Source organism: Amycolatopsis sp. BJA-103, from assembly GCF_002849735.1.
GTDB lineage: Bacteria > Actinomycetota > Actinomycetes > Mycobacteriales > Pseudonocardiaceae > Amycolatopsis.
The window spans coordinates 5221210-5246965 of sequence record NZ_CP017780.1; the positions used below are offsets into that span (position 1 = coordinate 5221210).

The window sequence follows — 25756 nt, forward strand, 5'->3', positions numbered from 1 at the left end:
CGCTTTCCCGCGTGAAGGCCCCCTTCCCTCTGTTCAGCCGAGGGAAAGGGGCCTTCACGCGCTTCAGGGGGCCGGGGGCAGCGGTGTGTCCACGAGCTGGTCGAAGGCCAGCCCGCTGGAGCCCTCACCCCTGCCGACGCCGCGCCGTGCGCTGAGCCAGACGACGACGCGGCCGTCACGCCAGCGTGTCCGGTTGTAGGCGACCGAAAGCCGCGTGCCCGCCTGGGTCACCTCTTCCTCGTTGACGAAGTACTGCGGTTTCTGACCGGGTTGCGGCTGGTCGAGCCCCGGCCGCAGCAACGTCGTCCTCGGCTCCACCGGCTTCTGGTCCACGACGCCGGGCATCGCCGCGCGCTGCAACCGGATCTCGCGGTGGTCGCCGGGTTCGTGCACCGGGATGAACGGGATCCAGTGCTCCGGCACGGTGTTCATCAGGACGTACGAGATCGGGGCGCGCGGCGGATCGGCGTCGGCCGCCTCGGTGGCCTCGGCCAGGCGTCGCCGGAACGTGACGACCTCGGCGGCCGCCTCGCTTCCGCGGCGGGGTTCCCCGATCGGCGTGGTGACGGTCTGCTCGATCCCCCAGACCATGTTCGCGGCCTCGTCGCGGATCAGCAGGACCTCCTCCAGCGCGGGTCCCTCGGTCACCTTCGGCACACTCGGCGGGAGCAACAGATCGGTGTCCGCCTGGACGTCGTCGTCGCCGATGGTGTCCAAGGTGAACATCGACCACCGGCGCCAGTCCTGGTCGGGCCCCGCGCCCGCCGGGGTGATCGCCTGCTTCTGCCCGAACACGTCCGTGACGACCATGCCCGTGACCTTCGCGAGCGTGCCGGCGGGCAGATCGCACGGCACCTGGTACCAGTCGTTGGAGAAGACCAGCGCGAACTCCAGGAAGACCAGCCGCGCGAGATCGGTGCTGTCCGTCCGGACGGCGGCGAAGTTCGTCTTCCCGTCCTCCTGCGCCCACCAGCGCGGCAGCGGCATCCCGGAATAGCGCACCGGGGCGGGGAACACGGTCCTGGTCAGCGTCGGCTCCGGCGGTTTCGTGCCACCGAGCGGGTTCTTCGGGTCGACGGAGAAGGCGTGCCAGTCCAGGGTCCCGCCTTCGTACTCCTTGGCGGACAGCTTCTTCTCGCCACCGCCCGGTGCCCCCGCGGCCACCGAGAACCGGTGCTCGAACCGGCTGGGATCCCAGGTCGCGTCGGCGGGCTCGGGTCGTTCGATCAGGCTCTCGTACCAGCGGACCAGCCGCCGCCCCAGCTTCCGCAGCAGGTCACGCTGCACCGCGCCGATGACGCCGGTGCCGTCCTCGGCGTTCCCGCCGCCCTTGAGGTGCAGGTAGAAAAGGTGCCCGTCCATCGCGCGTCCGGCGATCGTCTGCATCATCGCCCAGACCTCGGGATGCGCCAGCTTCGCGACGTCGCCGGGGTTGCCGGGGGCGGGCAGGGCGATGGGATACCGCTTGAGGTAGTCCTCCTTGATCCTGAAGAGTGCGCCCAGCAGAGAATGGGCCGCCATCAGTTTGAACCACTGCCTGCCGATCGCCAGCCGGAGATCGAAGGCGACCTTCTCGTCACCACTGGTGCCGTAGGCCAGCGTCGGCAGCCGTCGTTCCGCGGCGGTCTCGAGTGGATGGTCGACGGCCAGCTCCCGCGGCGTGCCCTCGTGCGGCTGGAACCGGGTGGGACGCGACGGTGTCACCGCGTAGGTCACCGTGACCGGGCTGCCCGCGTCCGCGCCGCGCAGCTCCCCCAGCTGCCACTGCCGGGTGAGCATCCACAAAGGATCCCGGACCTCCGCCCGCAGCGCCCGGTCGAAACCGACCGTGCGGGGGCGGCCCTCCAGCCGGTTCCAGACCCCGACGGCCGGGGTTTCCCTGGCGGCCAGCTCGTCGGCGAAGTTCCGCGCTTCGGTCATGGCATGGCCTTCCGGCGCAGGTCGGCGACGGCGAGGTCGGTGCCGACGGTGACGTCGCCCCGGACGGCCGAAAGCACGGCGGCCGGGAGCAGCTGGGAAAGCGGCGTGCCGTCGAGGTGGTCCGGTTCGACGGCACGGGTCTTGGCGAGCTGGAACGTCTCCGTGATCGCTTCCACGAGCAGTTCCGGCGTCCAGCTCTTCTCCGGATCGAGCACCGGCGGGACCACGAGCAGCATCGCCTGCGGCGGCTCGGAATCCGGGCGGTCGTAGTGCAGCGCGATCCCCGTCGTCTCCCGTTCGGCGGGGATCACCTCGGTCCATTCGTCCAGCAACAGTCCACAGTGGTCTTTGCCGTTCAAGGAGGCCGCGTAGTGCGCGGTGAACAGCAGCCGGTCCTGGTCGAGCTGGTCGCCCACCTTCTCCGGATCGAAGAACTCCATGGCCAGCCAGTGATCGTTCTCGACGTAGGGCAGCTGGACCGGGGTCAGCGCCGGTTCCTTCCAGGTGAGAGGGCCGGTGTCGAGCAGCGCGTTGGCGAGCAGCACGGTCTTCTCCCACAACCGCGGCTTCTCCCGCACCCTCGCCATGCCGTGCAGCCAGTCGTCCACCGGGAAGTCGCGGCGTTCGAGGACGTCGGGATCACGCGACGTCAGGTGCGCGACCAGCTCCACGCTGTCTGCCCTGGCGTCCCGCCACTGTTCGAGGACCGCTTCCGGCGGGGTGAATTCGGGAACGACGAGGACGTCCTCGCCCAGCAGCACTTCGAGGACGTCGATCGCGGCGGCGACCCGGTCCGGCCGGGTGACGGCCTTGTCGTGGACGTTCACCAGCAGGTCTTCCGCCGTCTTCTTCCGGCCCTTCTCGCCGATGAGGTCCACTTCGAGCTTTTTCGCCCTGGTCAGCAGTTCCTGGCCATACGCGACGACCTGGTCCTCGAACGGCTTCAGATCGAGGCCCGCCGGGTCGATGTCGGTCAACGGCAGCTGGCGGGCGACGTCGTCGAGCAACCCGCTCAGCGTCGGCTCGCTCGTGCCGGCGAAGTCGGTCAGCCTGCCAAGACGCCGTTCGAACACGATGCGGTTCGACCGCACCCTGCCACGTTGCAAGGACGGCGTCCGCTCACGGGCTCCGAGCTTCGTGACGATCAGCCGCTCGATCTGTTCCAGCAACCGGAACCGCTCCGCGTCCGATGTGGACGAAGGCAGTCTCTCGTATTCCCCGAACAGGACGTTCGCCGTGTCCAGTGCCTTTTTCATCCGCTCGGCCACCGCGGCGACGGCGGCGAGAACGGTGGCGAAGACACCGCCCCGCCAGACCGACAGCTCGCCCCAGCCGCTGATCACCAGCCCGAAGTCGCCCGCGGTCCGCGCCAGTTTCGCGTACCGGGCGAGGAAGTCGTCGATGTTCTCGAGGATCTCCGCGCGGTTCGGCTGCGCGGGGTAGAGCTCCCCGAGGTCGGTGCGGAAAGCGGTGACCTCGGTGCCCAGCCTGGTGAGGGAGTCCAGCACCGCGACCGGGCGTTCCCTGGCGACGGTCACCTCGTCGTCGGCGCGGCGGTCCACCTGCGCCGAACCGGCACCGGGCACCAGATCGGTCGGCCGCAACGGCCGGGCCGTGGTCAGCAGCGAGCGCAGAGTGCCGATCAGCGGGGAAAGTTCGAAGAAGCTGACCTTCCCCTCGACCCGTTCGGTGTACTCGATCGTGAGCGCCGCGTCCGGCCGGGGCCGGGACTTCTCGACGACGACGCCGAGGATCCGGTCGTCGAGGTCGGTCGTCTCCGCCTTTCGCGCCGGGGGCACCGCCCACAGCAGGTCGATCGCCTGCAGTCCTGCCTCGGCCTGGCTCACCACCCGGCTCTGCGGCCTTCCGCGTTCGTCGAGCCAGGTGACCAGCGCGGCCACGGAGCCCGCGTCCGGCAGGACCGTCCTCAGCCAGGCGTTGACCGCCGGTTCCGCCCTGGCGCGCGGATTGTTCCTGCCCAGCAACGGGGCTCCGTGATCGGGCCGGAGGCCGGGGGTGAACTGCAGGCCGAACCGGTGGGTGAGCGTGGTCCCGCTGCGCGGCGTCTCGACCACCGAAGGCTCGGGCAGGACGCCGCCTTTCGCATAGGAGTCCAGCGTCGCCGACGCGCGTTCGGCGTTGCCCTGCAAGGCTTGATGCGCGCCTTCGGCGACGACGAGGTCGGCCAGCGCGTCGTGGGCGTTGCGCAGGGCATCGAGCTGAACGCCGATCGCCGTCTTCTCGTCCCCGTTCGCCTCGGGGAGATCGGTGAAGTCGAACGGGTAGACCTTCTGGTCCTTCGGCAACGGTTCCACTTCTCGGTCCACGTGCCGGAGCAGGGCCAGCCCGTCGATCACGTTGCGGGCCTCGACCTGTTCGATGCTCCCCGGGGTCGTCTTCGTGTCGGTGATCTTGTTGGCCCGCAACGGGAACTTTCGCCGCAGCCCGGCGATGAACTTGTCGAGGCCGGCGCGGGCGTCGTGGAGACCGCGTTCGAACCGGTACCCCAGCAGGGCGCCGGGAGACTGTCCCTGCCGCATTCCGTCCAAAAGAGACAGTGCGATCCGGACTCGTTCGGAGCTCAGGTTCACCGCGAACGTACTGTCCTTGCGTCCCTTGCCGTTCGCGAGGAAACCCGCGCGCAGTATCGCGGCCGTCCGCGCGTGGGCCGGCGACGGCGCGTGCACGAATCCGCCGTTGTCCTCGTCGTGGGGCAGGTCTTCGGTACCGAAGATCGCGGGCAGCCCGGCGGGAAGGGGTGCCGTCTCCGCCGCGGATTCGCGGTGGACGTTCTCCAGCCAGCCGTACGCCCCCAGATGCGTTCCCCGTTTCGGCGCGCCCCCGGCCGGATCCTTCCGCAGCTCGGCCAGCCGCTCGTTGACCAGGCCGAGCCGCCAGGCGTCGAGCCGGTAGGAGGTGCAGTCGAGATGCTCGGCGAACACCCGCTCCAGCCGCGCGGTGGGCAGTTCCGCCAGCGCCTTCACCGCTTTCAGCTGTTCGCTCAGCTCCGCCGTCGCCGGGCTCGCGTCCAGGATCGTGCGCAGGTACTCGTGCACCGGCCGCTCGGGATCGATCGCCGGATCCGTCGAATAGAGCTTGTGGTACCGGCTTTCGCTGGGCCCGCCGGAGGGGTCGACGTGGATGAACGGCGCGTCCCGGCCGTCGGGTGCCTCGGCGCCGGGGGTCAGCAGGGCGAGCCGCCTCGCCGCCTCGGCCGCGCCGAGCAGCACCGCGTGCCTCGCCAGCGAGTACAGCAGCGCGGACGGCGGGAGGTTGTCGATGAATCCGAGTTCCTTGCGCACGGTCTCCAGCTCGTTCGCCCCGTAGTGGGCGAGCCAGTGCAGGTAGTTCCCCTCGGCCGCGTACTTCCGGATCTTGTCCACTTCGGACAGTGGCCGGTCGTCGACGACCGGGGCCGCCAGCAGCCGGACCTCCTCGGCGAACACCCGCCGGGCCAGATCGGGTTCACCGGCCGAGTACCCGAACCTGGCCAGCACCTCGCGGACGGGTTCACCGACCGCGGCCACGGCCGCGCGGAGACCGCTCGCGCCCAGTTCCTCACGTCTGGACAGGTCTTCGACGCTTTGGGCGTACCGCTGGTGGTACTCGGCCGACGTCGGATGGAGCGCGAGGATGTCCAGCAGCTTCTGGTGCGGGTCGCCCCCGGCCGAGTCGAGGTACTGGACGTGTGCGAGCGCGGCGTCCCAGTCCTTCGCGGCCTCTTTGAGGATGGTGTTCAAGGCGGTGCGATGAGGCAGGGTCTCGGGAAAGGCGAGTTCGGAGAACACCGTCGTCGGCAGGATTCCGTAGGGCTGGCGCCCGATCTTCACCACCGGCAGCGGTCCCCGCCCCGACACGTGTTCGAGGAAGAACTGCCGCGTCTTCGCGATCTGCTCCTCGGTCAGGACGCCATTGAGGAGCGCGGGAAGGTAATGGCCCCAGGTGGCGGGCCACAGCGCGGTGTGGGCCGCGCGGGCGTCCCGCCGGTCGGTGCCCTCGGCGTTCGGCACCCCGGCGAGCACCGCCGGATCGAGCCCGAGCAGTTCGGCGAACCACTCGCCGTCGGTCTTGGTGGTCCAGTCGGCCGCGGCGGCGGTGAACCCCGCCGCGGTCGCGAACCCGGATTCGGCCTCGGCTTGGGGATCCTGGCCCGCGGAGACCTCTTCGGAGTTGTTCGTCGGCGTACCCTGCGGCAGGAAACCGAAGCCGGACGGCGTGCGCAGCTGGTCCCCGATCAGCTTTCCCCACGCCGTCGCGGACTCCTGTGGAGTGGCCTGCTCGCGGAGACCGAGCACGACGAGCCGGTCGATGTTCCCGGGCGGGAGGACTTCGGCGGGGATCCGCACGGCCATACCCGCCGTCTTGGCCGCTTCGAAGTCCACCAGCCACTTCAGCGCCGTGGGGACGACGAGTTCGCCGGTCTCCTCGACGACTCTCAGCCGGTCTTCCCCGGTCTCGCCGGGATCCGGGCTGACGGCGAGATCGGGCTGGACAGGACGCCCCGGCACCGCGAAGACGCGCTGGTCTCCCACGTAGCCGTAGACGGTGAACAGGTCCGGCAACAATTTGGCCTTCGCCGCCACCGTCCATGACTCTTCGGCGATCTCCGGCGGCGGGGTGAGCACGAGGAACGCCACTGCGACGGTCTCGACCGGGTTCGACGGCGCACTGTCCACACCGGACGGACGCCGGGCGCGGATCGCGTTCGCCCTGGCGGTTCCGACCGCGGCGAGCAGGGCGATGTCGGCCTCCCGCAGTTTCCGGCGATCGCCGCGCGCCTTCCGGACCGACGTCCAGTACGTCACCGTCGGCCCGCGGTCCTGCGCCGCGACGGCCTGCGGCGTGACGACCACCAGCACGGGCCCGTCGGGAATCCCGGTCGGGCGGTCGTCGGGGTTGGCCGGTTTGTGTTTCCCCAGCAACCATCCCGCGCGGCCGGCGGGTACGCGTCCGACGAGCTGCTGCCACGCGGACCGCCGTCCCACCGGGGAGTCGCCGACCGCCCAGAGCGTGGTCCAGTACGCGTCCAGCGCGGCGAGTTCGGCACGGGTCAGGTTGTCTTCGAACTTGTCCACCGACCATTCGTCGGGGAAGATCCGCACCAGCAGATCGTCGCCGACGAACCGGGTCTCGACCCGCACCGGTCCGAGCAGGACCGGGAAATCGAGCGTCAGCTCAGCCATTCGGCAGCATCTCCCCCGCGTGCACGGCCACCAGGACCGGGGCCTGGAAAAGGATGTAGGCGACGTCGGCGGAGCTGATCCTGGTTGCCCAGCTGCCGATGTTCAGATCGTCTTCGCGCTGGGCCACCTTTTCGCCGTCGTCGGGATCCAGGCGCGCGTCGCCGAGGCGGACCGTCACGTTCCGGTCGAACCGCACGAACCCGGTCTCGCCCGGCTTGGGATCCACATGGCCCCAGGTGATGTCGTTCCAGACCTCGACCTCGGGCAGCTGTCCCTTGGGCGGCTCGTCCACCCCGAACCTCGGCTCGCCGGGGCGCTCCTTGAGGACGAAGAACCAGCCGAGTTTGTCTTCCCCGCCTTCTCGCGCCTCGTCGTCTTCGAGCGGGAAGCCGAGCAGGTAGAGATCCGGGGCGATCTTCGCCTCGTAGGTCGGCAGCAACACGAGTTTCGGATCCAGCGGGGCGTTCGGCGAAAGCGGGGCGATGGTCCGCTCCCCGCTCTTGTCCACGACGCCGTCCTTGACCGGCCAGACCGCCTTGTGCGCGTAGATCGACGCGTTCGGGTACTTCTTGAGCAGCTCGCCGCGGATCACCAGGACGAGGTCCTTCCGCTGCCTCGTCTCCGGGGGTGACGGCGGCGCCTGCCGGGGGTTGTTCTCGCCCAGTCGCGCGGCCGGTTCCCAGAGGTGCAACGGCGGGATGTCGTACAGCCGCTCACGCCAGGCCTCTCGGCTCTCGCCCGCCCGCAGCGGCACCGTGCGCGGGTCCCAGAACTGACGGAACGGCGTTCCCCGCTGGTCGGTCGGGAACTCGCGCCACAGCAGCTCCCGCGCCATCTCGTGGTTGAGCCCGACGAGATAGGCCTCGATGAACTGCCGGTTGTTCTCCAGCAGGGTGATCGAATTGTCCGGGAGCAGCCCGATGTTCGGTACGAAGGTCTCCACCGACATCTTCAGGAGTTCTTCGTACATCGGCATGTCGAACACCGGATAGGCCAGGATCTCGATGAGGTCGCCCACCGCGATCCGCAGCCGCTCCGGCAGGTTCATCGCCCCCGCCATGCTTTCCAGCAGGGTCTTCTCGGCGCGGAGGCCGGCGAGCATGTCGTCGATGGCGGTCAGCACGTCGAGCTGGTCTTCGCCGGGGTCACCGGCGGCGGTCTCGGCGAGGCCGTCGTGCATCGCCCGCAAGGCGCTCTTGTAGCGCTTCGTCTCCTCGCTGTCTTCGCTGTCGTCCTGCTCTGCCGCGAAATCCGGCATGCTCATCCTGAACGTGACCCCCGGCGCCCCTTTGGGTTTCGCGGCGAAGACCTCGTTCCGGTCGATCCGGTCCACCAGCAGGTCGTACTGGCTTCCCTCGCGCAGCAGCCGTTTCCTCAGTCGTGACCCCGGCCGGGTGATCCGGCGCATCGGCGCGGACATCGGTGCCGCCGCGACCCGGCTCTCGCTCACCTTGTAGCCCACGGCGAACAGTTCGGGCTCGGCGGCCAAAGCCGTCTGCCTCGGGCGTCCGACGACTCGTCCGTGCGCGGGCGCGGTCAGGGTCAGCGCACGGCCGGACACCGGCCCGGCCGCCGCGGCCGCTGTTTTCGGCGGCGCCTGCGGAGTGATGTGCTTGCCCTGCAGCGTCTTTCCGAGCTGGCGGGCCAGTTGCGCGGCCCGGATGAGCTCGTTCGCCTTCTGGATGTCGCCGAGCTGGTTCCACGCGGCCGCCATGAACTCCTCCTGCCGCGCCTGGACGACCTCGGTGCCGAACTGCGCGGCGACCCGGAATCGCGGATCGAGGTTGAGCCGGTGCACCCAGTTGTGGACCTGGTCCGGCGGCCGCGGTTTGCCGGTCTCGTCCTCCACCAGCGTCCGGGTCAGCGACGGCCAGCAGCCGTACAGGGGCGGGGTGATCACCGGATCGGTCCCCGCTGCCACCGCGGCCGTTTCGGCGTTCGCGGCCTGTGGCGTTTTCCGCTGATAGGCGTCCGCGAGGTTGATCAGGTCGGCCAGGGACCGCTGCCACTGGTTCGGATAGGGCGTCGCCGAGGTGTCGGTGCCGTAGAAGTTGTCCCAGTTCTCGTACTTGTCGGGCTTGTCGTCGCTGTCGGGCAACTGCAACGCGCCACCGAGCTTCAGGACTCCCTTGGGGTCCGTCGGTGTGGTGACGCCTTCGAGGGCGTAGCCCGGCGAGCGATGCGCGTCCATGTCGCGCCTGCCGACCGGCGCCTGCGCCTCGATCGGCTTCAGCAACCGGACGAGGTACTCGAAGTCGCCGACCGTGCTCGTGGTGAACGACCAGCGGTGGTAGAACGGCAGGTCCAGCTGGCCCGTCGAGGCGGTCCAGCTCGGGTTCTTCGCCGGGATGTCCTTCGGATCGCCACCGAGCCCGGCGACGCGCCCCGCCTCGAACGCCGGTACCAGAAAGGCGTGGTAAGTGGTGCTGGGCTTCAGATGCCGGGGACAGAGCACACGTGAACACGCGCTGTCGGGCGACCGGCGCAGGACGTCGCTCAGCACTCCCAGCGAGGGCTTCATGTCATCGGGGGTGTCGACCGCGATCCTGCCGTCGAGCGTCCCGTTGACGTGGACGTGCGCCCACGCCCCGAGTTCACCCGACGGTTGCAGCGCCTTCGGCTCCGTGACGGTGATGAAGGGCAGCGGCTGTTCCGTCGCCGCGCCCTCCTTGAACTCCGCCGGACCCGAATCGCCGCCCGCGGACAGCACGATCAGCGCCAGCCAGGGATCCAGCCGTTTCGCCACCTCGTCCGGCGCCGCGGGACTGTAGCGCCACGGGGTGTCTTCGTCGTAGAACTCGATGTGGGCCAGGTAGTTGGGCTCGAAGTTGACGGCGAACGGATGTGGCTCGGTCCGCGAGACGGCGCGCGGGTCCAGCCCCACGACGTCGCCGGGGCCGTAGAGCTGGACGGGCTTGGTGATCTCGCGATGCAGCGCCTCGGCGTTCTCGGCGAGCGCGTCCCCGGTCAGCCTGAGCCCGACCGGGATCGTCGCGCGCGCCCCGGCGACCTCGCCCTTGATCCGCGTGCTCAGCCCGGTCCGGAGCCAGGGCAGGAAGGAATAGGCGTTCGCGCTCACGAACCGCTCCCGAACTTCTCCGCGGACTTCGTCAGTTCGGCCTTCCCCGACCGCCCGGCTGCCATCGCGAGCCCGGTACCGGCGGTGCCTCCGGCGACGAGCACCTTGGCGCCCGAAGCGACCGCGGCGAAACCCCAGCGGCCGCGGTCCAATCCGGGCATCGCGGTCCATTCGCCGCCCTCGTACCGCACCGCGCTGCGGTACCCCGCCTCGTTCGCGACGTCGTCCGCCCCGCCGAGCAGCACGACCTTCCCCTCGCCCGCGGGAACGGCGCGGTGGAACGCCCTGCCGCCCGGCATGGCCTTGGCCTGGCTCCAGACCCCGCCGGAGGAGTTCAGCTGGAAGACCTCGGCGGTGGCGCGGGCGAAGGGATCGAAGGCGCCGTCGGGGGTCACTCCCGGTGCCGTTCCCCCGGCGACGAGCACGGAAGTCGCGGTCAGCGCGGTCGCGGTGTGCCCGCTGCGCGGGAACTTCATCGTGGCCGCCACCGACCACTTCTCGGTGTCGGTGTCGTAGAGCTCGCAGAAGGCCAGCGCCGGGTCGTCGGCGCCGCCGACCGGCGCGGTGCCGCCACAGACCAGCACCTTCTTGCCGTCCTGCAACACCACCGCGGTGTGCCCCGTGCGGGCGTCGGTCATCTCCTCGGCCACGGCCCAGCTCCCGCCGCCGGCCGGATCGAACAACTCGGCCCAGCGGACCGCCATCGCCTTCCCGTCCGGCCGGAGCGTGCTGCCGCCCGCGATCAGGACCAGCCCGTTCGAGAGCGCGACGGCGCTGTGCCCCCACCGGGCCTTGAGCATCGGCTTCACCACCGGCTCCCACTTCTTCGCCACCGGGTCGTAGATCTCGGCCGTGCCGATCGCGGCCCCGCCCGGCGCCGGAATCCCGCCGGTGATCAGCGCTTTCCCGCCCGGCAACGGGGTCAGCGCGTGTAGTTGTCTCGCCGTGCCCAGCAACGCGGGCTGCCCCCACGTCCCGGCGTCGAAGTCGTAGACCGCGCTTTGCCCGACGCTCACCGAGGCCGCGTCGGCTCCCCCTGCGACGAGTGCCTTCTTGCCGTCCGTGAGCAGGACGGCGGCGTCATGCTGACCGGCCCAGGTCGCCGCCACCGCGTAATCGGTGGCGTCCGACCACTTGTCGGCCGCGAGCGTCGCGCTGGTCATGAGGCGTTCCCTTCGGTCATGGCAGGTAGATCTCGGTGGTGGTGGCGAGTTCGACGGGGTCGGGTCCCGGTGCGGCGGCGCCGGTCCTGGCGAGGCCGCCCACGGCGAACACCCGGCCGTCGGCGAGGTCGATCGCCGCGAAGTCGTGGCGGCCCACCGTCAGTGCCCCGGTCTCCGACCAGGTTCCGGAGCCGGGCTCGAACACCGCGGCGGCACGGAATCCGGCCGTGGCCCCCGGACGGCCGGTGCCCCCGACGACGACGGCGCCGAGCGGGGTCGCCACACACCGATGTCCGCTGCGGCCGCCGCCCGGCATGGCGTTCACGGGAAGCCAGGTCCGCTTCGCCGGGTCGTAAATTTCCGCGGTGGCAAGGCTTTCCCGCCGGTAGGGCCGTGACTCGACGGCGTCTCCGCCGGTGACCAGCACGCGCCCGTCCGGCAGCAGTGTCGCCTGATGACCCTTGCGGGGCACGGAAAGGCTCCCGGCCGGAGTCCATTGCCTCGCCTCGGGGTCGTAGATCTCGCAGGTCGCGACGGCTCGCTCGCCCTGCCCGGTCGGTACGGCGCCCCCGACGACCAGCACCGTCACCTTCCCGGTCTTCTCGTCGGTGAGCGGGACCATCCGGTGCCCGGTGCGGGCGTCGGACATCGGCGCGGCCGCGGTCCAGGTCAGCGTTCCCGGGTCGAGCAGTTCGGCCGAGGCGAGCGCGGCGCCTCTCGGCGACGTCCCACCCGCCACGAGCAGCCGGGACCCGATCGCCACGGCGCCGTGTCCTGCTCGCGCGGTGGCGAGATCCGCCGTGTCCTTCCAGGCGTTCACGGCCGGGTCGAACACCTCGGCCGACGCCAGCGGGGCGCCGTTCGCGTCGAGCCCGCCCGCCACGACGGTCCTGCCGTCCGCCAGCCTTGTCGTGCTGTGCCGCGCCCGCGCGGTCTTCAACGACGACACCCCGGCCGCCCAGGTCACCACGACCGGATCGAAGATCGCCGTGGTGGACACCGGTTTTCCGGTCGCGCCGGCGCCGCCCGCGACGAGTACCTTCCCGCCGACGAGGACGACAGCGTCCGCCCCCGAAACCGGCGACGGCGCGTTGCCCGCGTTCGACCAGACACCGGGTTCCGCGACCGGGCCGCCGCCCGCTTCGGTCCGGCGCAGGACGTGCACCTGCCCGGACAGGGACGCGTCGGCGCGGATCCAGTCCGCCATCGCGTCGGTCGCGCTCGCCTCGCTCCGGAAGGTCGCGGCGGTCGAGCCCGTCCGCACCGGAGGGAACGCCTGGAGGTTGTTGCGGCGGTACGCGACGATGAAGCTGTCACCGGTGACGCGCACCGTCTCGGCGGGCGCGAACGGTTGCCGCAGCCGGGATTCGTGCTGGGACAGGGAGGAGCGCGCGGTGCTGCTGCCGGCCAGCAGGGTGTCGAAGACCGCGGGAGCCGGGCTGTACAGCTTCGGCGCGGCGGGTGCCTTCACCGCCATCCGGACCCGGCGACGGCGCATCCCGAGGGTGGTGACCGTTTCCGGTGGTTCATTGTCCACTATGTACAGTTCGTAGCGGGCGCTGCGCCGCACGACGCGCGGCGAGAAGATCGCGCCGTCCGCGGCGACCAGTTCCAGCCCGGCGTTCTGGTCCTCGAAGGCGGCGCGCGAAAGCTTCTCGGCGTCGCCGGAGTCCTGGAACTGCCCCATCGCGAACTTGTCGCCGGTGATCGACGCGCGCTTGAAACCGCTGGAGGGCATCGGCTCCAGGGTGAACCGCTTGCCGTCACTGGGCTTCTGCGCACCGATCCGGTCGATCCGGACGTCGAGCGGGACAGCCCGCTGCCGGACGAACAACGAGCCGAGGGGATGCAGGACGAGGTCGTCGGTCCCCGGCAGCTGCCGCAACGTGACCAGCGGATTGACCCCGCCCGCCGGCAGCCGCGTCTGCCAGCCCTCGACCTTGCGGACCTCGTTCTCCAGCAGGCCGAGCACCTCGACCGGCGGCAGCGCGGTGTCGCGCTCCTCGCCCCAGCTGATGTCGAAGTCCGCCGAGATCTCGAAGAACAGCAAGGAGATCGACCCGCGCCCGTGCGCACGCCACAGTGACGGGCCCTCGAGCTGGAAGTCGAGATCGATGCCGAACACACCGACCCCGAACGCCTTCAGCGAGACACCGGCGGAGATCTGGATGATGAACGAGAACGGCGAGAAGCGGAACAGCGCGTCGAAGGCGAGATGCCCTTCGATGCCGAACCCGCCGAAACCCAGCCGGAGTTCGGCCTTGGCGCCGAACTGGGCGGTGTTGCTGGTGACCGCGAAATAGCCGGACACGCGGATCAGGCGTCCCGGCGAGTTCAGGATGTCGATGGACAGCCGCGGCGGCACCGGGAACGGCAACGGCGGCGGCTTGAACGACGGATGGAAGCCTCCGACACTGAGCACGAAGTCGGGGTTGTCGCTCCAGTCGACCAGCAGGCCCATCCCGCCTTCGATGGTCATCGTCAGGATGCGCGAGTCGAAGAGCTGGGCGTAGAACCAGAGTCTCGATTTGTCGACTTCGAGCGCGCCGATGAAATTGACCTGCAGTTTCAGCAGGGCGACGTCTTCACTGGGCAGCACGCATTTCAGCACCCCGAGGATCGCGACGTTGCCGGGCGGGATCTCCACGATCACCCCGAGCGAGATGGTGACCAGCGCCGGTGTCCCCCAGCCGATCTTCGCCATCGGGCCGATGAGGAACCGGCCGTCCTCCGGTGGGAAGAACCGCCGGAGGTCGCTGATGATCCGCGGCGCGTTCGCGATGACGTCCTTGGGGAACATCACCGATTCGATCCCGCCGCTGACCACGCCGTCGATCAGCGCGGCGAAGTCCATCCGCCGGTTGAGCCCGAGCACCCCGCCGACGCCGAGCAGCGTGAACCCGAACCCGAGCTGGATCCCGCCGCCCCCGAACTCGGTGGCGATCACGATCAGCAACGAGAACCCGTCGGACCCGTCCGGCATCCGCGTGGTGATCAGCCCGATGGCCTTGAGTTCCACCAGCCCCGCGAACTCCAGCTCCAGCGCGCCCGCGTACTCGCCGCGATCCGGGTCGAAGTAGAGATACCCGCCACCGGACACGATGCCCGCGTCGACCGACAGCCCGACCCCCTTGGGCGGCTTGAAACCGAGCGAAAGATCGACCGGCCCCAGGTTGCCGTCGTTGTCCTCCTTGAACGCGAGGCCGGCGGTGAGCCCGATCTGCTCCACCACCGCCGTGATCGGCCCGAGCCGCGCCTTGATCGTCGTCCCCAGCCCGATCGGGATCCCGTCCCCCGACGGCGACGCGGAGATCGTCAGCCCCTGGATCTCCAGCGGCCCCAGCTCGAAATGGGCCGCGATACGCGCTTCGAGGTTGGCCGAACCGCGGAAGTAGAACCCGTGCGCGTGCGAGATCCCGACGACGAGGTCGCCGCCGACGGTGAATCCGTCGCCGGGCAGGAGTTTCGCGATGAAGCCGTCGGCCCCGCCCGGTTTGAAGACGAACTCGAGCCCTTGGAGTTCGAACTCCGCGAAGACGTCCACGCCGTCGCTGATCCGCACGCCCCCGGTCGCGGCGAGCTTGCGGAACTGCAGCCTCGTGCCGTCCCTGGAACCGATCAGGAGGGTGGGCTCGCTCCCGGCCTCGCCACGCTCGATGACGACCTCGATGGCGCCGTCGAGCTGTCGCGGGGCCGGGTTCACCTTCTCGAAGCCGACGACGGTCTCGATGCCTTGGCCGGGAAGGATTCTGAGCGCGACGCCGCCTTCGAGGTCGAGGTCGCTGCGGATGAGGAGGGTGAGGTCCTCGGTCAACGGCAGGTTGGCGCCCAATGAGCCGGTGAAGTACGGCAACAGCGCCAGGCCTGCCGGTGCGCCGTTCACCGACGGCAATTCGACGAGCCGGATATCGGCCGCCAAACGCTCGTTCCGCGGAAGGAACCGTTCGAACACGGTGCCGCGGACGGCTTTCACCAGCGGGGCCGTCAGGTCTTCCGGCGTCCCCCGGACGGCCGCCGTGGCTCCGGACGGCAAGGATCGCAGGTCGACGTCGACGCCCATGCTCATCAGCAGGTTGTCGAGCTGGGACGACAGCGACGCGAAGTCGAAGTCCGGTCCACCCCAGCCGAAGGCCTTCTTGAGCACCTGCCCCGGATCACCGATCAACCGCGGGATGTCCGTGAGGTCGAGAGTGAGATGCAGGTACGACGGCCGGTTCCCGAAGCGCGGAGCGTACTTCCCCTTGACGACACCGAGGCCGCGCAACCCGAAACCCACGGCCGGATGGTGCCGCTGGAGATAGGAGACGATCAGGAAGTCGAGCAGCTGACGGGGGAACTTCTCCTTGAATCCGTCCACCCGCAAAGCCTCCGGGACGGCGGAGTCCGGCGCGGTGGCGATGCCTTTGACGCCGTCGACGAGGGCTTGCACCGCGCTGAGCACCCGGGCCACGTCGTCGGCCGAGAACTCGACGTCGACACCGCCGGAGGAACCACCGCCCACGTTCAGCCCGCCGTCTCCGAGCAACCGGCGGAGAGATTCGGTCAGCGTTTCGAGCGTCCCGCCCAAAGCCGACAGGGCGGGCGGGACGGCGTCCACGCGCCAGCCCATCTTCTGTAGGAGGGCGATGCAGGCACCGGGCGAACGCACCGCCTCACGAAGCGGGAGCGCCGCCTGCCCGATCCCGGCGAGGATCTTTTCGAACACACCCGTCCCGGCCATTTCACAGCTCCCCTGGGTAGAAAGCGGCGCTGAGAATCGCGTGGTAACTCGGATCGACCCGGTTGACGATCAACCATTTGCAGACGTAGCAGAAGGCGCCGGCGTCCTGGCTGATCTCGGTCCACACGTTCGCCGTGCCGTAGTGATTCCGCATTTTGCACGAGCCGGCGGGACGATAATGGCCACCGGAAAAGGTGCCTCCACCTTCGAAGACCCCGACCGTCTTGCTCGAGTTGCACGGCGGCGCGAATCCGGTGATGTCCACCGGCTCGTCGTCCTCTTTCCGCACTTTGCCGAAAACGGTGTCCCGGTTCAGCGGGGTCTTCGTGAGGAAGAGGGATTCTTTGACCTTCTTGTCCACCACCGAAACGAGACCGCCGTCCGGAGCCTTGAGCGGGATGTACAGGAAAGAGCCCGCCCGGTACTCCGCCAACGGCGACACGACTCCGGACAGGGTGATCTTGCCCGCCGTCGTGTCGATCGTCCCGATCTTGAGCCCGGTGAGCAGTTCGCCCTGGCCCTTGGCCAGCGGCAATTGGACCCCGTCCTTGGTGATCGAGAAATTACGCAGCCAGATCTCGGCGCCGTCCCGCTGCGCCTGGACCCATTTCCCGCTGTAGCGAGGATCGATCGTCACGGTGATGGCACCACCGGCGGGCCGGGCGGGTGCCGTGATCTTCGCGGAAAGGAGCATCCGGTGCAGATCGAGCCATTTGACCTTCGCCGGGTCGATCAGCCTTCCCGGTGCCGGTGAACCCGGGTCGCGCAGGAAGCCCAGAACCGAAAGGTTGTCGTCCGTCAGGTCCCCGGTCGCCGTGGCCGCGGTGCCGTCCCCTTCGAAATCCTCGTACTCGTCGCCGAGGTTGAAACTGTGCCCGAACTCGTGGGCCACCGTGTTGGCGATCTCGAGTACGGCGGCCGCGGTGGGCGGGACCCCGGTCAGCGGATCACGTCGTCGCATTTCTCGTTTGTCGACCACGTCGGCATAGGTGAAGGCCACCGTGCGCACGCTGCCCATGGTCTGCGCGGTGGCGGTTCCGTCGAAGTTGGTACCGCCATCGACATCCTCGTAACAGATCATCGCGACCAGTCCCCGGCTCGGCGTGAATTTCGTCGTGTCCGGGACCCAGTTCTTGCCGATCGGGTGGAACGGCGCGAAGGCGTACTGCGATCCACCGAAGTACCGCGGCAGCGCCGCGCCCGGATTCTCCCGTCCCGCCGAGTACCGCTCCGGCGGGTTCCGGCGAGGATCGGGAGTGAGAAGCCTGGTCGCGTCGGGACTGTAGAACTCGTACAACCGCGCGACGAAAGCGCTCAGATCGACATGCGTCGTGTCTCCCAGCGCCGGCGGCTTCACCGGCGGCTTCGAATTCCCGGACGTACGGTCGCCGGGCCGCTGTCCCAGGTACATCCCGAACACCGTGTCCCTCGCGTGCAGGATCCCGACGGCTTCGTGCGCCCGCCACGCGGCGATCAGCTTCGGGTCCACTCGCGACGGTTCGAATCCCTTGAGGCTCTGCCCCTGCCAGATCGTCACGAGATCGAACCGGCTCTCGTTGTGCATCGGCAGACCGACCACGGCGACGAGTTCCTGCATGGTGTAGCTGGTTTTCTCGCTGCCCAGCCGCCCGTTGAACGGAATGGGCTTCGCCTTGTTGAAGTCGTCGTCGGTGATCCTGAACCCGCAGGTGAGGTAGTGATCACGCGAAGGCAGGTAGGCCTTGAAGATGTTGAACCCGGCTTCCAGCATCGCGTACGGCTGGTGCCTCGGTTTGTCGAAGAGATCCCGCACGGTGCCGGCGACGATGAGGTCGAAGGCCGCCCGGTCCGTGTCGGTGTCCTGGAACCCCTCCGGTATGAACAGGATGTTGACCATGCCGTCGGCTTGTGCCACATCGGGCGTCTGTACCGGCTGGAGGTTCTGGCGCGTCTTCCCGTAGTCGACCACCCTGACCGGCAGGGAATTGGTGACGCCGAGGAAGTTTCCCTTGATCCCGGTGGGCACGGCCGGATCGGTGGTCTCGGCCAGTCCCTGCACCCTGCCCTGCGGCGCGATCTTGAGCTTCGCCGGATCGTCCGGCGTCAAGGTCACGTACCCGTGTCCGGTGATGTCGCCGATCCGGTCCACGCCCGTGGCGTCGTCGGTGAACCTCGCGTAGAGGGACGGCTGGGCGTGGCCGAATTCGCTGTCGAGCGCCGTCGTGATCGAGTCGTTCCCGAACCACCACGCGTCGATTCCTTCGTGCACCTGGAGACGCCCGACCAGATAGACCTCACCCCAGCGGACCTGGAACAGGAAGACGCCCGGGTCTTTCGGGGTGACGATGCCCGTGGCCGGGTTGATCGAAGGCAATCCGTCGAAGCGTTGCCCGACCGGCTTGTGCGGCGCGAAGAAGTCGAACACGCAGTCCTTGGTGACTTCCCCGAGCTGATAGCGATCGGGCTTTGTGTCGTCGAAATCCTGAGTGTGAAAGGAAACCTTGAGCGGCGGTGTCCCGGTACGCACGACATGCAGATCGCCGTGCGGAAAAAAGACCATGCCGACGTTGGTGACGACCATTCCCCACCCCTTTGTCATCCACGCGCGGACAACCGCCGGACACGGCGGTGCGGGCCGGTGAAGTCTTTCGATGCGGATGTCCTTCAGCGTGGCGGCCGAATGGATCAGCCGTCAACGCATGGCCCGATGAACTGCCCCATGAGGCAGCGGGCAGTGCGAACCTCGGTGTGGCAAGGTCGCTTCCGTGGACAGGGACGCGTATCTCGAAGGCGCGATCAGGGACGTGCTCAGCGGCGACGACGCGACGCTCGACGACCGGATCGGGCACGCCGCGCTGCTGTTCGCCGCCTCCGGCGCGATGGCGGAAGCCGACAGGCTGATCACGCATTGGCACGCGCTCACCGAACGTCCCGTCACCGCGCTCGTCCCCGGCGCCGTGCAGGCCCGCGCGTGGGCGATGCTCTTCGACGCACAAGGGTCGCGGCCGGAGTGGGCGGCCGCGCTGACCCCGCTCGACCTCGACGCGGAAGAACGCGCCCACGACGCGTACCTCGCCCGCCGGGTGTCCGATCTCGACGGTCTCCTCGGCGGCTCCCCGATCGGAGAGGCTGTCTCGCACCTCGGGTCGTCGCGGCCGGATCGGTTGCGGGAGGCCGTCACGCGAGGCGACGTCGACGCCTGGGCCGGGATCGCCTCGCGGCAGGCACGGCCGGACGTCGCCGTCCTCGCCGCGTCGAGGCGGCTCGCGCCGCGTCTGGTCGCGGGAGCCGACCCGCTCGGACTCGGCGACTGGCCGGGGCTGTGCGCCGGGGCACTGGTCGCGGCGCTGTACGAGCGCTACCCGCCGGACACCGGCTCGTGGCGCGAGATGATCGCGGGCGTTCTCCGGCTGCGCGGCGGCGGCACCGCGCCCCCGGCGGCCTCGGCCCGGAACATCGACGCGGCCGAAGCGCGCATCGGGCTCAGGCTGCCCGCCGACTACCGGGAGTTCCTGATGACCTGCGACGGCCTGCCCGCCGACGTCGTCTTCCCGCGTCTGCTCGGCACGGCGGAACTGCGCGCGGAAGGCGGGGTCGTCGTGATCGCCGACCCCGCTTCGGTGCTGCTCACCGCCGCCGGTGCCCAGTGGCGGACGGTCGAGATCGACCCGGCGCTGGGCACGACGGTGCACCCGACGTTCCGGGCCCTGCTGGAACGGCACCTGTTGTTGTTGGCGCAGTCTGCGTGAAGAGGTCCAGGCACGCGTCGGGCTCGTGAATGGCAAGGCCGGGCTGGCCGGGTGGGATGGCTGCGTTGCGAAAGTGGCTTTCGCAACGTTGAGGGTTGTGAAAGTGGCTTTCGCAACGCGTTCTCGCGGGCCGTGGGAAGCGTCCAAGCCCGGCGGAACGTCGGTATAGGGGGTCGTGAGTGGCGATTCGGGTTGGAGCGGACCGGTATTTGCCTACCTACGCGTGACCAGGGCGAAGATGGTGTGCGGTAGTCGAGGGGGTCGGACCGGTCTCGGAGCTCGATCGACGGAGGATCGGGGACACTCGACGTCCCCGATCCTCCGTCGATCAAGACCGTGCCACCCCGCAACCCCGGCGAACGACAGCCGAGTGGGGAGGCAATGCAGGTCCACCAGAACCCGAATCGGCACTCACGAGCCCTCAGGCTTCGCCGCGCTTCTTCCTCTCGGTGTACTCACGCATCCGCTTCGGATAGCCGACCCGCGCCACCTCGTAGACGGGGATCGACCGTTTGTGACCGAACTGCTGCGCCGCGTCGAGACTCTCGATCCGGCGCCTCGTCCACTCACCATCGTGTGCGATGAGGACGACCGTGGTCTCCGTGACGTTGGTCTTGGGCTCCACGTAGGCCTCGACACCGGTCCTCGAAGAGGCCCACTCCTCAAGGTGCTTGAAGTCGTTTGAAGAGGCTTTCCGCAGCGTACCGGGCTTTTGCCCACCTTTAGAGCGCCGGCGCAGCGAGTCGAACAGACCCACTCCGACCACCTCACTTCCCATTCGCGTCCGACGCCCATTATCCCGACCCGGGCGTGTGCTCACCGTGGCGACCCTGGTAGGCCGTGTCCCGTGGGTCACACGACACGGCCTAGGTCGCAGGCCCGCCGCGCGTAGTGACAAGATGGCAAGTGTCCGCGCGCGCGTATACCGCGCGAAGCGGCGCCAGAGCACCACCCCTACCGCTTGCCGAGGAGTTATTGAAGTGACCGACACCTCCGCCGACCTTGTGATCCTGGGTGGCGGATCGGGCGGCTACGCCGCCGCGTTCCGCGCGGCCGAGCTGGGCCTTTCCGTCACCCTGATCGAAAAGGACAAGCTTGGCGGGACGTGCCTCCACCGAGGCTGCATCCCGACCAAGGCCCTCCTGCACGCGGCGGAGGTCGCCGACGAGACCCGCGACGCCGAGACCTTCGGCGTCAAGGCCGTGCTGGAAGGCATCGACATCGCCGGGGTCAACAAGTACAAGGACGGGATCGTCTCCCGCCTGTACAAGGGCCTGCAGGGCCTGGCCAAGGCGCACAAGGTGAACCTCGTCGAGGGCACCGGAACGTTCGTCGGCGGCACCACCGTCGAGGTCGACGGCACCCGCTACACCGGCAAGAACGTCATCCTCGCCACCGGCTCGTACTCGAAGACGCTGCCGGGCCTGGAGCTGGGCGGCCGCGTCATCGCGAGCGAGCAGGCCCTTTCGCTGGACTACATCCCGAAGAAGGTCATCGTCCTCGGCGGTGGTGTCATCGGTGTCGAATTCGCGTCCGTCTGGGCGTCCTTCGGCGTCGACGTCACCATCGTGGAGGCGCTGCCCCGCCTGGTCCCGAACGAGGACGAGTACGCGTCCAAGCAGCTCGAGCGCGCTTTCCGCCGTCGCAAGATCGCCTTCAAGACCGGCGTCCGCTTCACCGGCGCCAAGCAGGACGACAACGGCGTCAGCGTTTCGCTGGAGTCCGGCGAGACGCTCGAAGCCGACCTGCTGCTGGTCGCCGTGGGCCGCGGCCCGAACTCGGCCGGGCACGGCTACGAGGAGGCCGGGGTCAAGATGGACCGCGGTTTCGTCCTCACCGACGACCGCCTCCGCACCAACCTGCCGAACGTCTACGCCGTCGGCGACATCGTCCCGGGTCTGCAGCTCGCGCACCGCGGCTTCCAGCAGGGCATCTTCGTCGCCGAGGAGATCGCGGGCCAGGAGCCGCGCGTGATCGACGAGAGCGGCATCCCGCGCGTCACCTACTCGCACCCCGAGGTCGCTTCGGTCGGTCTCACCGAGTCTCAGGCGAAGGAGAAGTACGGCTCCGACGTCACCACCTTCACCTACGACCTCGGCGGCAACGGCAAGAGCCAGATCCTCAAGACCTCCGGTGGGGTCAAGCTGATCAAGGCTCCGGAAGGGCCGGTCGTGGGCGTGCACATGGTGGGCGACCGCGTCGGCGAGCTGATCGGCGAAGCGCAGCTGATCTACAGCTGGGAGGCGTTCCCGGAGGACGTGGCTCCGCTCATCCACGCGCACCCCACCCAGACCGAGGCCCTCGGTGAAGCGTTCCTCGCCCTGGCGGGCAAGCCGCTGCACGTCCACAGCTGACGTCTCACCGTCGAAGAACCAGACCAAGCAAGACATATCAAGGGAGTCAGCGAACGATGGCCTACTCCGTCACGTTGCCGGAGCTCGGTGAGAGCGTCACCGAGGGCACCGTCACCCGGTGGTTGAAGCAGGAGGGCGACACCGTCGAGGTCGACGAGCCGTTGCTCGAGATCTCCACGGACAAGGTCGACACCGAGGTCCCCTCCCCGGTCGCCGGCAAGGTTGTGAAGATCAGCGCCCAGGAAGACGAGACCGTCGAGGTCGGCGGCGAACTCGCCGTCATCGACGACGGGACCGGAGGGGTGCCGGAGTCGTCCGGGTCCGCCGAGCCCGCCGCCGAAGAGGCGCAGCCGGAACCCGAGCCCGAGCCGGAGCCCGCGCAGGAGCAGGCGTCCGCGCCGTCCCAGCCGGACACCGCGCCCGCCTCCGGTGGTGAAGGCACCGAGGTGAAGCTGCCCGAGCTGGGCGAGAGCGTCACCGAGGGCACCGTCACCCGGTGGCTCAAGCAGGTCGGCGACAGCGTCGAGGTCGACGAGCCGCTGCTCGAGATCTCCACGGACAAGGTCGACACCGAGGTCCCGTCCCCGGTCGCCGGCACCGTGCTGGAGATCCGCGCCGGCGAGGACGAGACCGTCGAGGTCGGCGGTGTCCTCGCGGTGATCGGCGCGGCCGGATCCGCGCCGAAGGCCGAGGCCAAGCCCGAGCCCAAGCCGGAACCCAAGCCCGAGCCGAAGCCGGAGCCCAAACCGGAGCCCAAGCCGGAACCGAAGCCCGAGCCCAAGGCCGAAGCGGCTCCCGCGCCCGCGCCGAAGCCCGCCGAAGCCCCGAAGCCCGCCGCGCAGCCCGCGGCGAGCAGCGACAACGGTTCGGACAGCTCGCCGTACGTGACGCCGCTGGTCCGCAAGCTCGCTTCCGAGCACGGCATCGACCTGTCGTCGCTGAGCGGCAGCGGTGTCGGCGGCCGTATCCGCAAGCAGGACGTGCTCGCGGCCGCCGAGGCCAAGCAGAAGAAGGAAGCCCCGGCTCCCGCCGCACAGCCCGCCGCCGCGGCCCCGGCCGCGTCGTCGGCACCGGCCGCTCCGCGCAAGGCCGCGGTTTCGCCGGAGCTCGCAGCCCTGCGCGGCACCGTGCAGAAGGCCAGCCGGATCCGTCAGATCACCGCCATCAAGACCCGCGAGTCGCTGCAGCTTTCCGCTCAGCTCACGCAGGTCCACGAGGTGGACGTCACGAAGATCGCCAAGCTCCGCCAGCGGGCGAAGGCGGCCTTCAAGGAGCGCGAGGGCGTCAACCTGACGTTCCTGCCGTTCTTCGCGAAGGCCACCGTCGAGGCGCTCAAGCAGCACCCGAACGTCAACGCGTCCTACAACGAGGACACGAAGGAGATCACCTACCACGGTGCGGTGCACCTGGGGATCGCGGTGGACACCGAAAAGGGTCTGCTGTCGGTGGTCATCCACGACGCGGGTGAGCTCAGCCTCGCCGGTCTCGCACACCGCATCGCCGACTTGGCGGGCCGCGCGCGTTCGGGCCAGATCAAGCCGGACGAGCTGTCGGGCGGCACCTTCACGATCACGAACATCGGCTCCAACGGCGCCCTGTTCGACACGCCGATCATCGTGCAGCCGCAGTCCGGCATGCTCGGTACCGGCGCGGTCGTGAAGCGCCCGGTCGTGATCGCGGACGCCGACGGCAACGACACGATCGCCGTCCGGTCGATGGCGTTCCTGCCGCTGACCTACGACCACCGCCTGGTGGACGGGGCCGACGCGGGCCGCTTCGTCACGACGATCAAGCAGCGTCTGGAAGAGGGCAACTTCGAGGACGAGCTCGGTCTCTGATCCTCCGGTAGTCCCGTGAAGGCCCTCGTTCCGCTCCGGCGGGACGAGGGCCTTCCTCTTTACCCGCAATTCGTCCCCTGGTTGCGACGGTTTGACAGCCACCCAGAACTCTAGTATTCCGGAATTACGGAAAACAAGAGGGAGGGTGTCACCCATGCTGACCAGACGTCATCTGCTGACCGGCGCCGCCGTGGGGTCGGCGGCGCTGCTGCTGCCGGGAACCGCGAGCGCGGCCGAGCCGGACACGGGAACCGAACAGGGCTGGCTCGACTGGCTCGCCGCGCACCGGCGCGATATCTCCGTCGTGATCGACGACGGCGCGGGCCGGCGGGCTTCGCGCAACGCCGACGTCCGGCGGCTGCTGGCCTCGTCGGTCAAGGTCGTGCATCTCAGCGCGTACGCCGTCGCGGTCGCCGAAGGCAGGCTCGATCCGAAGGAACAGATCAGGGTCGGCGATTGGGACGCCCACCACCCGTTCGTGGCCGACGGCCGCGCGCACTTCCACGCGCTCACCTGGCTGGGCGTCCCCTGCGACGACTACGGCATCGCCAAGGACCCCGAACAGCGTGTCCCGCTGGCGAGGCTCCCCGAAGCGATGATCTTCTTCAGCGACAACGCCGCCACCGACTATCTGCGCACCCGCCTCGGCGATCCCGCCCTCCAGCTCGCGGCGGCACGAGGCGGGTGGGTGCGGCCGGACACCCGTTCGCTGGGCGGCGAGGTCCTGATGCTGATGATGCCGGAGTACGCGCCGCCGCCCGGCAGTCCCGTCGCGGTCCGGCGGGCGCTGGGCGACGCGGTGGCCCGGCGCTTCGTGGCCGACCCCGCGTTCCGCGCCGAAGCCTTCGCGCGCTTCCCGACCATGCCGGGGACGCCGGACGCTCAGTGGCCCTGGGTCAAGGGCCACGCCAGGGGGACGGCGTCGGAACTGTTCTCTCTCCACCGCAGCCTGGCGTCCGGTCGCTACCGGCCGGGAGGCGCGCTCGCCCGCGAAATCCTCGCCAGGCCGCTTTCCGACCGCGTGCCGCCCGGCGCGAGCGAGGTGCTCGTCAAGGACGGGGCCCTGCCGCGCACGCTCACCATCGGGCTTTCGGTCAGGTGGCCGGGAGGACGGTCCGGCACGGCGGCCGTCCTGCTCCACGGCGTGACGGACCAGGACACGCAGAACGAGCTGCCGCTCATCGACGCCTTGCTCGCGGCGCTGTCCGACCCGGCCCGGTTCGCCGCCCTGGAACGGGCGCTCGGCTGAGACGAAGGTATAGATAACCGGTATGAACGCTGAGCTCGCCGACCGGATCGCCGCCCTCGAAGCCCGGGTCGCCGCGCTCGAAGGCGGGCAGCGGACCGAACCGGCGGCGGGCCCCGGCGGCCTGATCGGCTACCACGGAGAGCTGACCGACCCCCTCGAACTGAGCTGGGCGATCACCGTCACCCCCGGCCCCGTGCTGGCGCTGGAGGACGGTCCGCGCGCCGAGGTGCTCGCGGCCCTGTCCAGCACCGCGCGGGTGGCACTCGTGCGGACGCTGGCCGAAAAGGGTGCCCAGTCCGCGCCCGCCCTGCAGGAGGCCGCCGAACTCGGCTCCCCCGGCCAGCTCTACCACCATCTCAAGGCGCTGACCGGCGCCGGGATCGTCGAGCAGGACAAGCGGGGCAGCTATCGCCTCCGCCCCGCCGCGACGATCCCGGTGCTGGTGCTGCTCACCGCCGCGTCGGACGTGGCCGGGCAACTGCGAACCTGAGCGTGCGCCCGGATCGCGGATACGACACGATC

12 protein-coding genes are annotated in these 25756 nt (G+C 69.5%); 5 read left to right on the forward strand and 7 right to left on the reverse strand.

Annotated elements, in window-relative coordinates:
- Window positions 1-63: 63 nt before the first annotated feature.
- Genes BKN51_RS22620 through BKN51_RS22645 form a run of 6 tightly spaced genes read right to left on the reverse strand, consistent with a single transcriptional unit; the run spans window position 64 to window position 18625 of the window.
- Entirely contained in the window at window positions 64-1920 is a 1857-nt protein-coding gene (locus BKN51_RS22620) for a hypothetical protein (protein WP_101609513.1), read from the reverse strand.
- Complete coding sequence (locus BKN51_RS22625) at window positions 1917-7103, reverse strand: hypothetical protein (RefSeq protein ID WP_101609514.1); 5187 nt, start codon at window positions 7101-7103, stop codon at window positions 1917-1919. Before BKN51_RS22625 ends, BKN51_RS22620 begins: the two co-directional genes overlap by 4 nt.
- On the reverse strand, window positions 7096-10182 hold the full coding sequence (locus tag BKN51_RS22630; RefSeq protein ID WP_101609515.1) for a hypothetical protein: 3087 nt from the start codon (window positions 10180-10182) through the stop codon (window positions 7096-7098). The genes BKN51_RS22625 and BKN51_RS22630 overlap by 8 nt, the downstream gene beginning before the upstream one ends.
- Window positions 10179-11345, reverse strand: coding sequence for a Kelch repeat-containing protein (locus tag BKN51_RS22635; protein ID WP_101609516.1), 1167 nt, complete (start codon window positions 11343-11345; stop codon window positions 10179-10181). Before BKN51_RS22635 ends, BKN51_RS22630 begins: the two co-directional genes overlap by 4 nt.
- Before the next feature lie 16 nt (window positions 11346-11361).
- Window positions 11362-16065 carry a DUF6603 domain-containing protein gene (locus BKN51_RS22640; protein ID WP_101609517.1) on the reverse strand — a complete coding sequence of 1568 codons (4704 nt, stop codon included), beginning with the start codon at window positions 16063-16065 and terminating at the stop codon, window positions 11362-11364.
- A 1-nt stretch (window position 16066) separates the two neighbouring features.
- Complete coding sequence (locus BKN51_RS22645) at window positions 16067-18625, reverse strand: M64 family metallopeptidase (RefSeq protein WP_158255791.1); 2559 nt, start codon at window positions 18623-18625, stop codon at window positions 16067-16069.
- A gap of 184 nt (window positions 18626-18809) precedes the next feature.
- Between BKN51_RS22645 and BKN51_RS22650 the strand changes: the two genes are divergently transcribed.
- Window positions 18810-19793, forward strand: a complete 984-nt coding sequence (locus BKN51_RS22650) for an SMI1/KNR4 family protein (RefSeq protein ID WP_101609519.1) — start codon at window positions 18810-18812, stop codon at window positions 19791-19793.
- 421 nt (window positions 19794-20214) lie between these two features.
- On the opposite strand, the gene BKN51_RS22655 is transcribed toward BKN51_RS22650, so the two are convergent.
- Window positions 20215-20559 carry a hypothetical protein gene (locus BKN51_RS22655; protein WP_020630431.1) on the reverse strand — a complete coding sequence of 115 codons (345 nt, stop codon included), beginning with the start codon at window positions 20557-20559 and terminating at the stop codon, window positions 20215-20217.
- 214 nt (window positions 20560-20773) lie between these two features.
- Between BKN51_RS22655 and lpdA the strand changes: the two genes are divergently transcribed.
- The 4 genes from lpdA to BKN51_RS22675 all read left to right on the forward strand — a co-directional run bounded on the left by lpdA (window position 20774) and on the right by BKN51_RS22675 (window position 25724).
- A complete protein-coding gene (gene lpdA, locus BKN51_RS22660) occupies window positions 20774-22147 on the forward strand; it encodes a dihydrolipoyl dehydrogenase (RefSeq protein ID WP_101609520.1) in 1374 nt (457 codons plus the stop codon).
- A gap of 56 nt (window positions 22148-22203) precedes the next feature.
- The gene (sucB, locus tag BKN51_RS22665) at window positions 22204-23985 is read left to right on the forward strand and encodes a 2-oxoglutarate dehydrogenase, E2 component, dihydrolipoamide succinyltransferase (protein ID WP_101609521.1); all 1782 of its coding nucleotides are present in this window, start codon (window positions 22204-22206) and stop codon (window positions 23983-23985) included.
- Window positions 23986-24139: 154 nt separating this feature from the next.
- On the forward strand, window positions 24140-25234 hold the full coding sequence (locus tag BKN51_RS22670) for a serine hydrolase (protein WP_101609522.1): 1095 nt from the start codon (window positions 24140-24142) through the stop codon (window positions 25232-25234).
- A 22-nt stretch (window positions 25235-25256) separates the two neighbouring features.
- Window positions 25257-25724, forward strand: a complete 468-nt coding sequence (locus tag BKN51_RS22675) for an ArsR/SmtB family transcription factor (RefSeq protein ID WP_101609523.1) — start codon at window positions 25257-25259, stop codon at window positions 25722-25724.
- Window positions 25725-25756 lie beyond the last annotated feature (32 nt).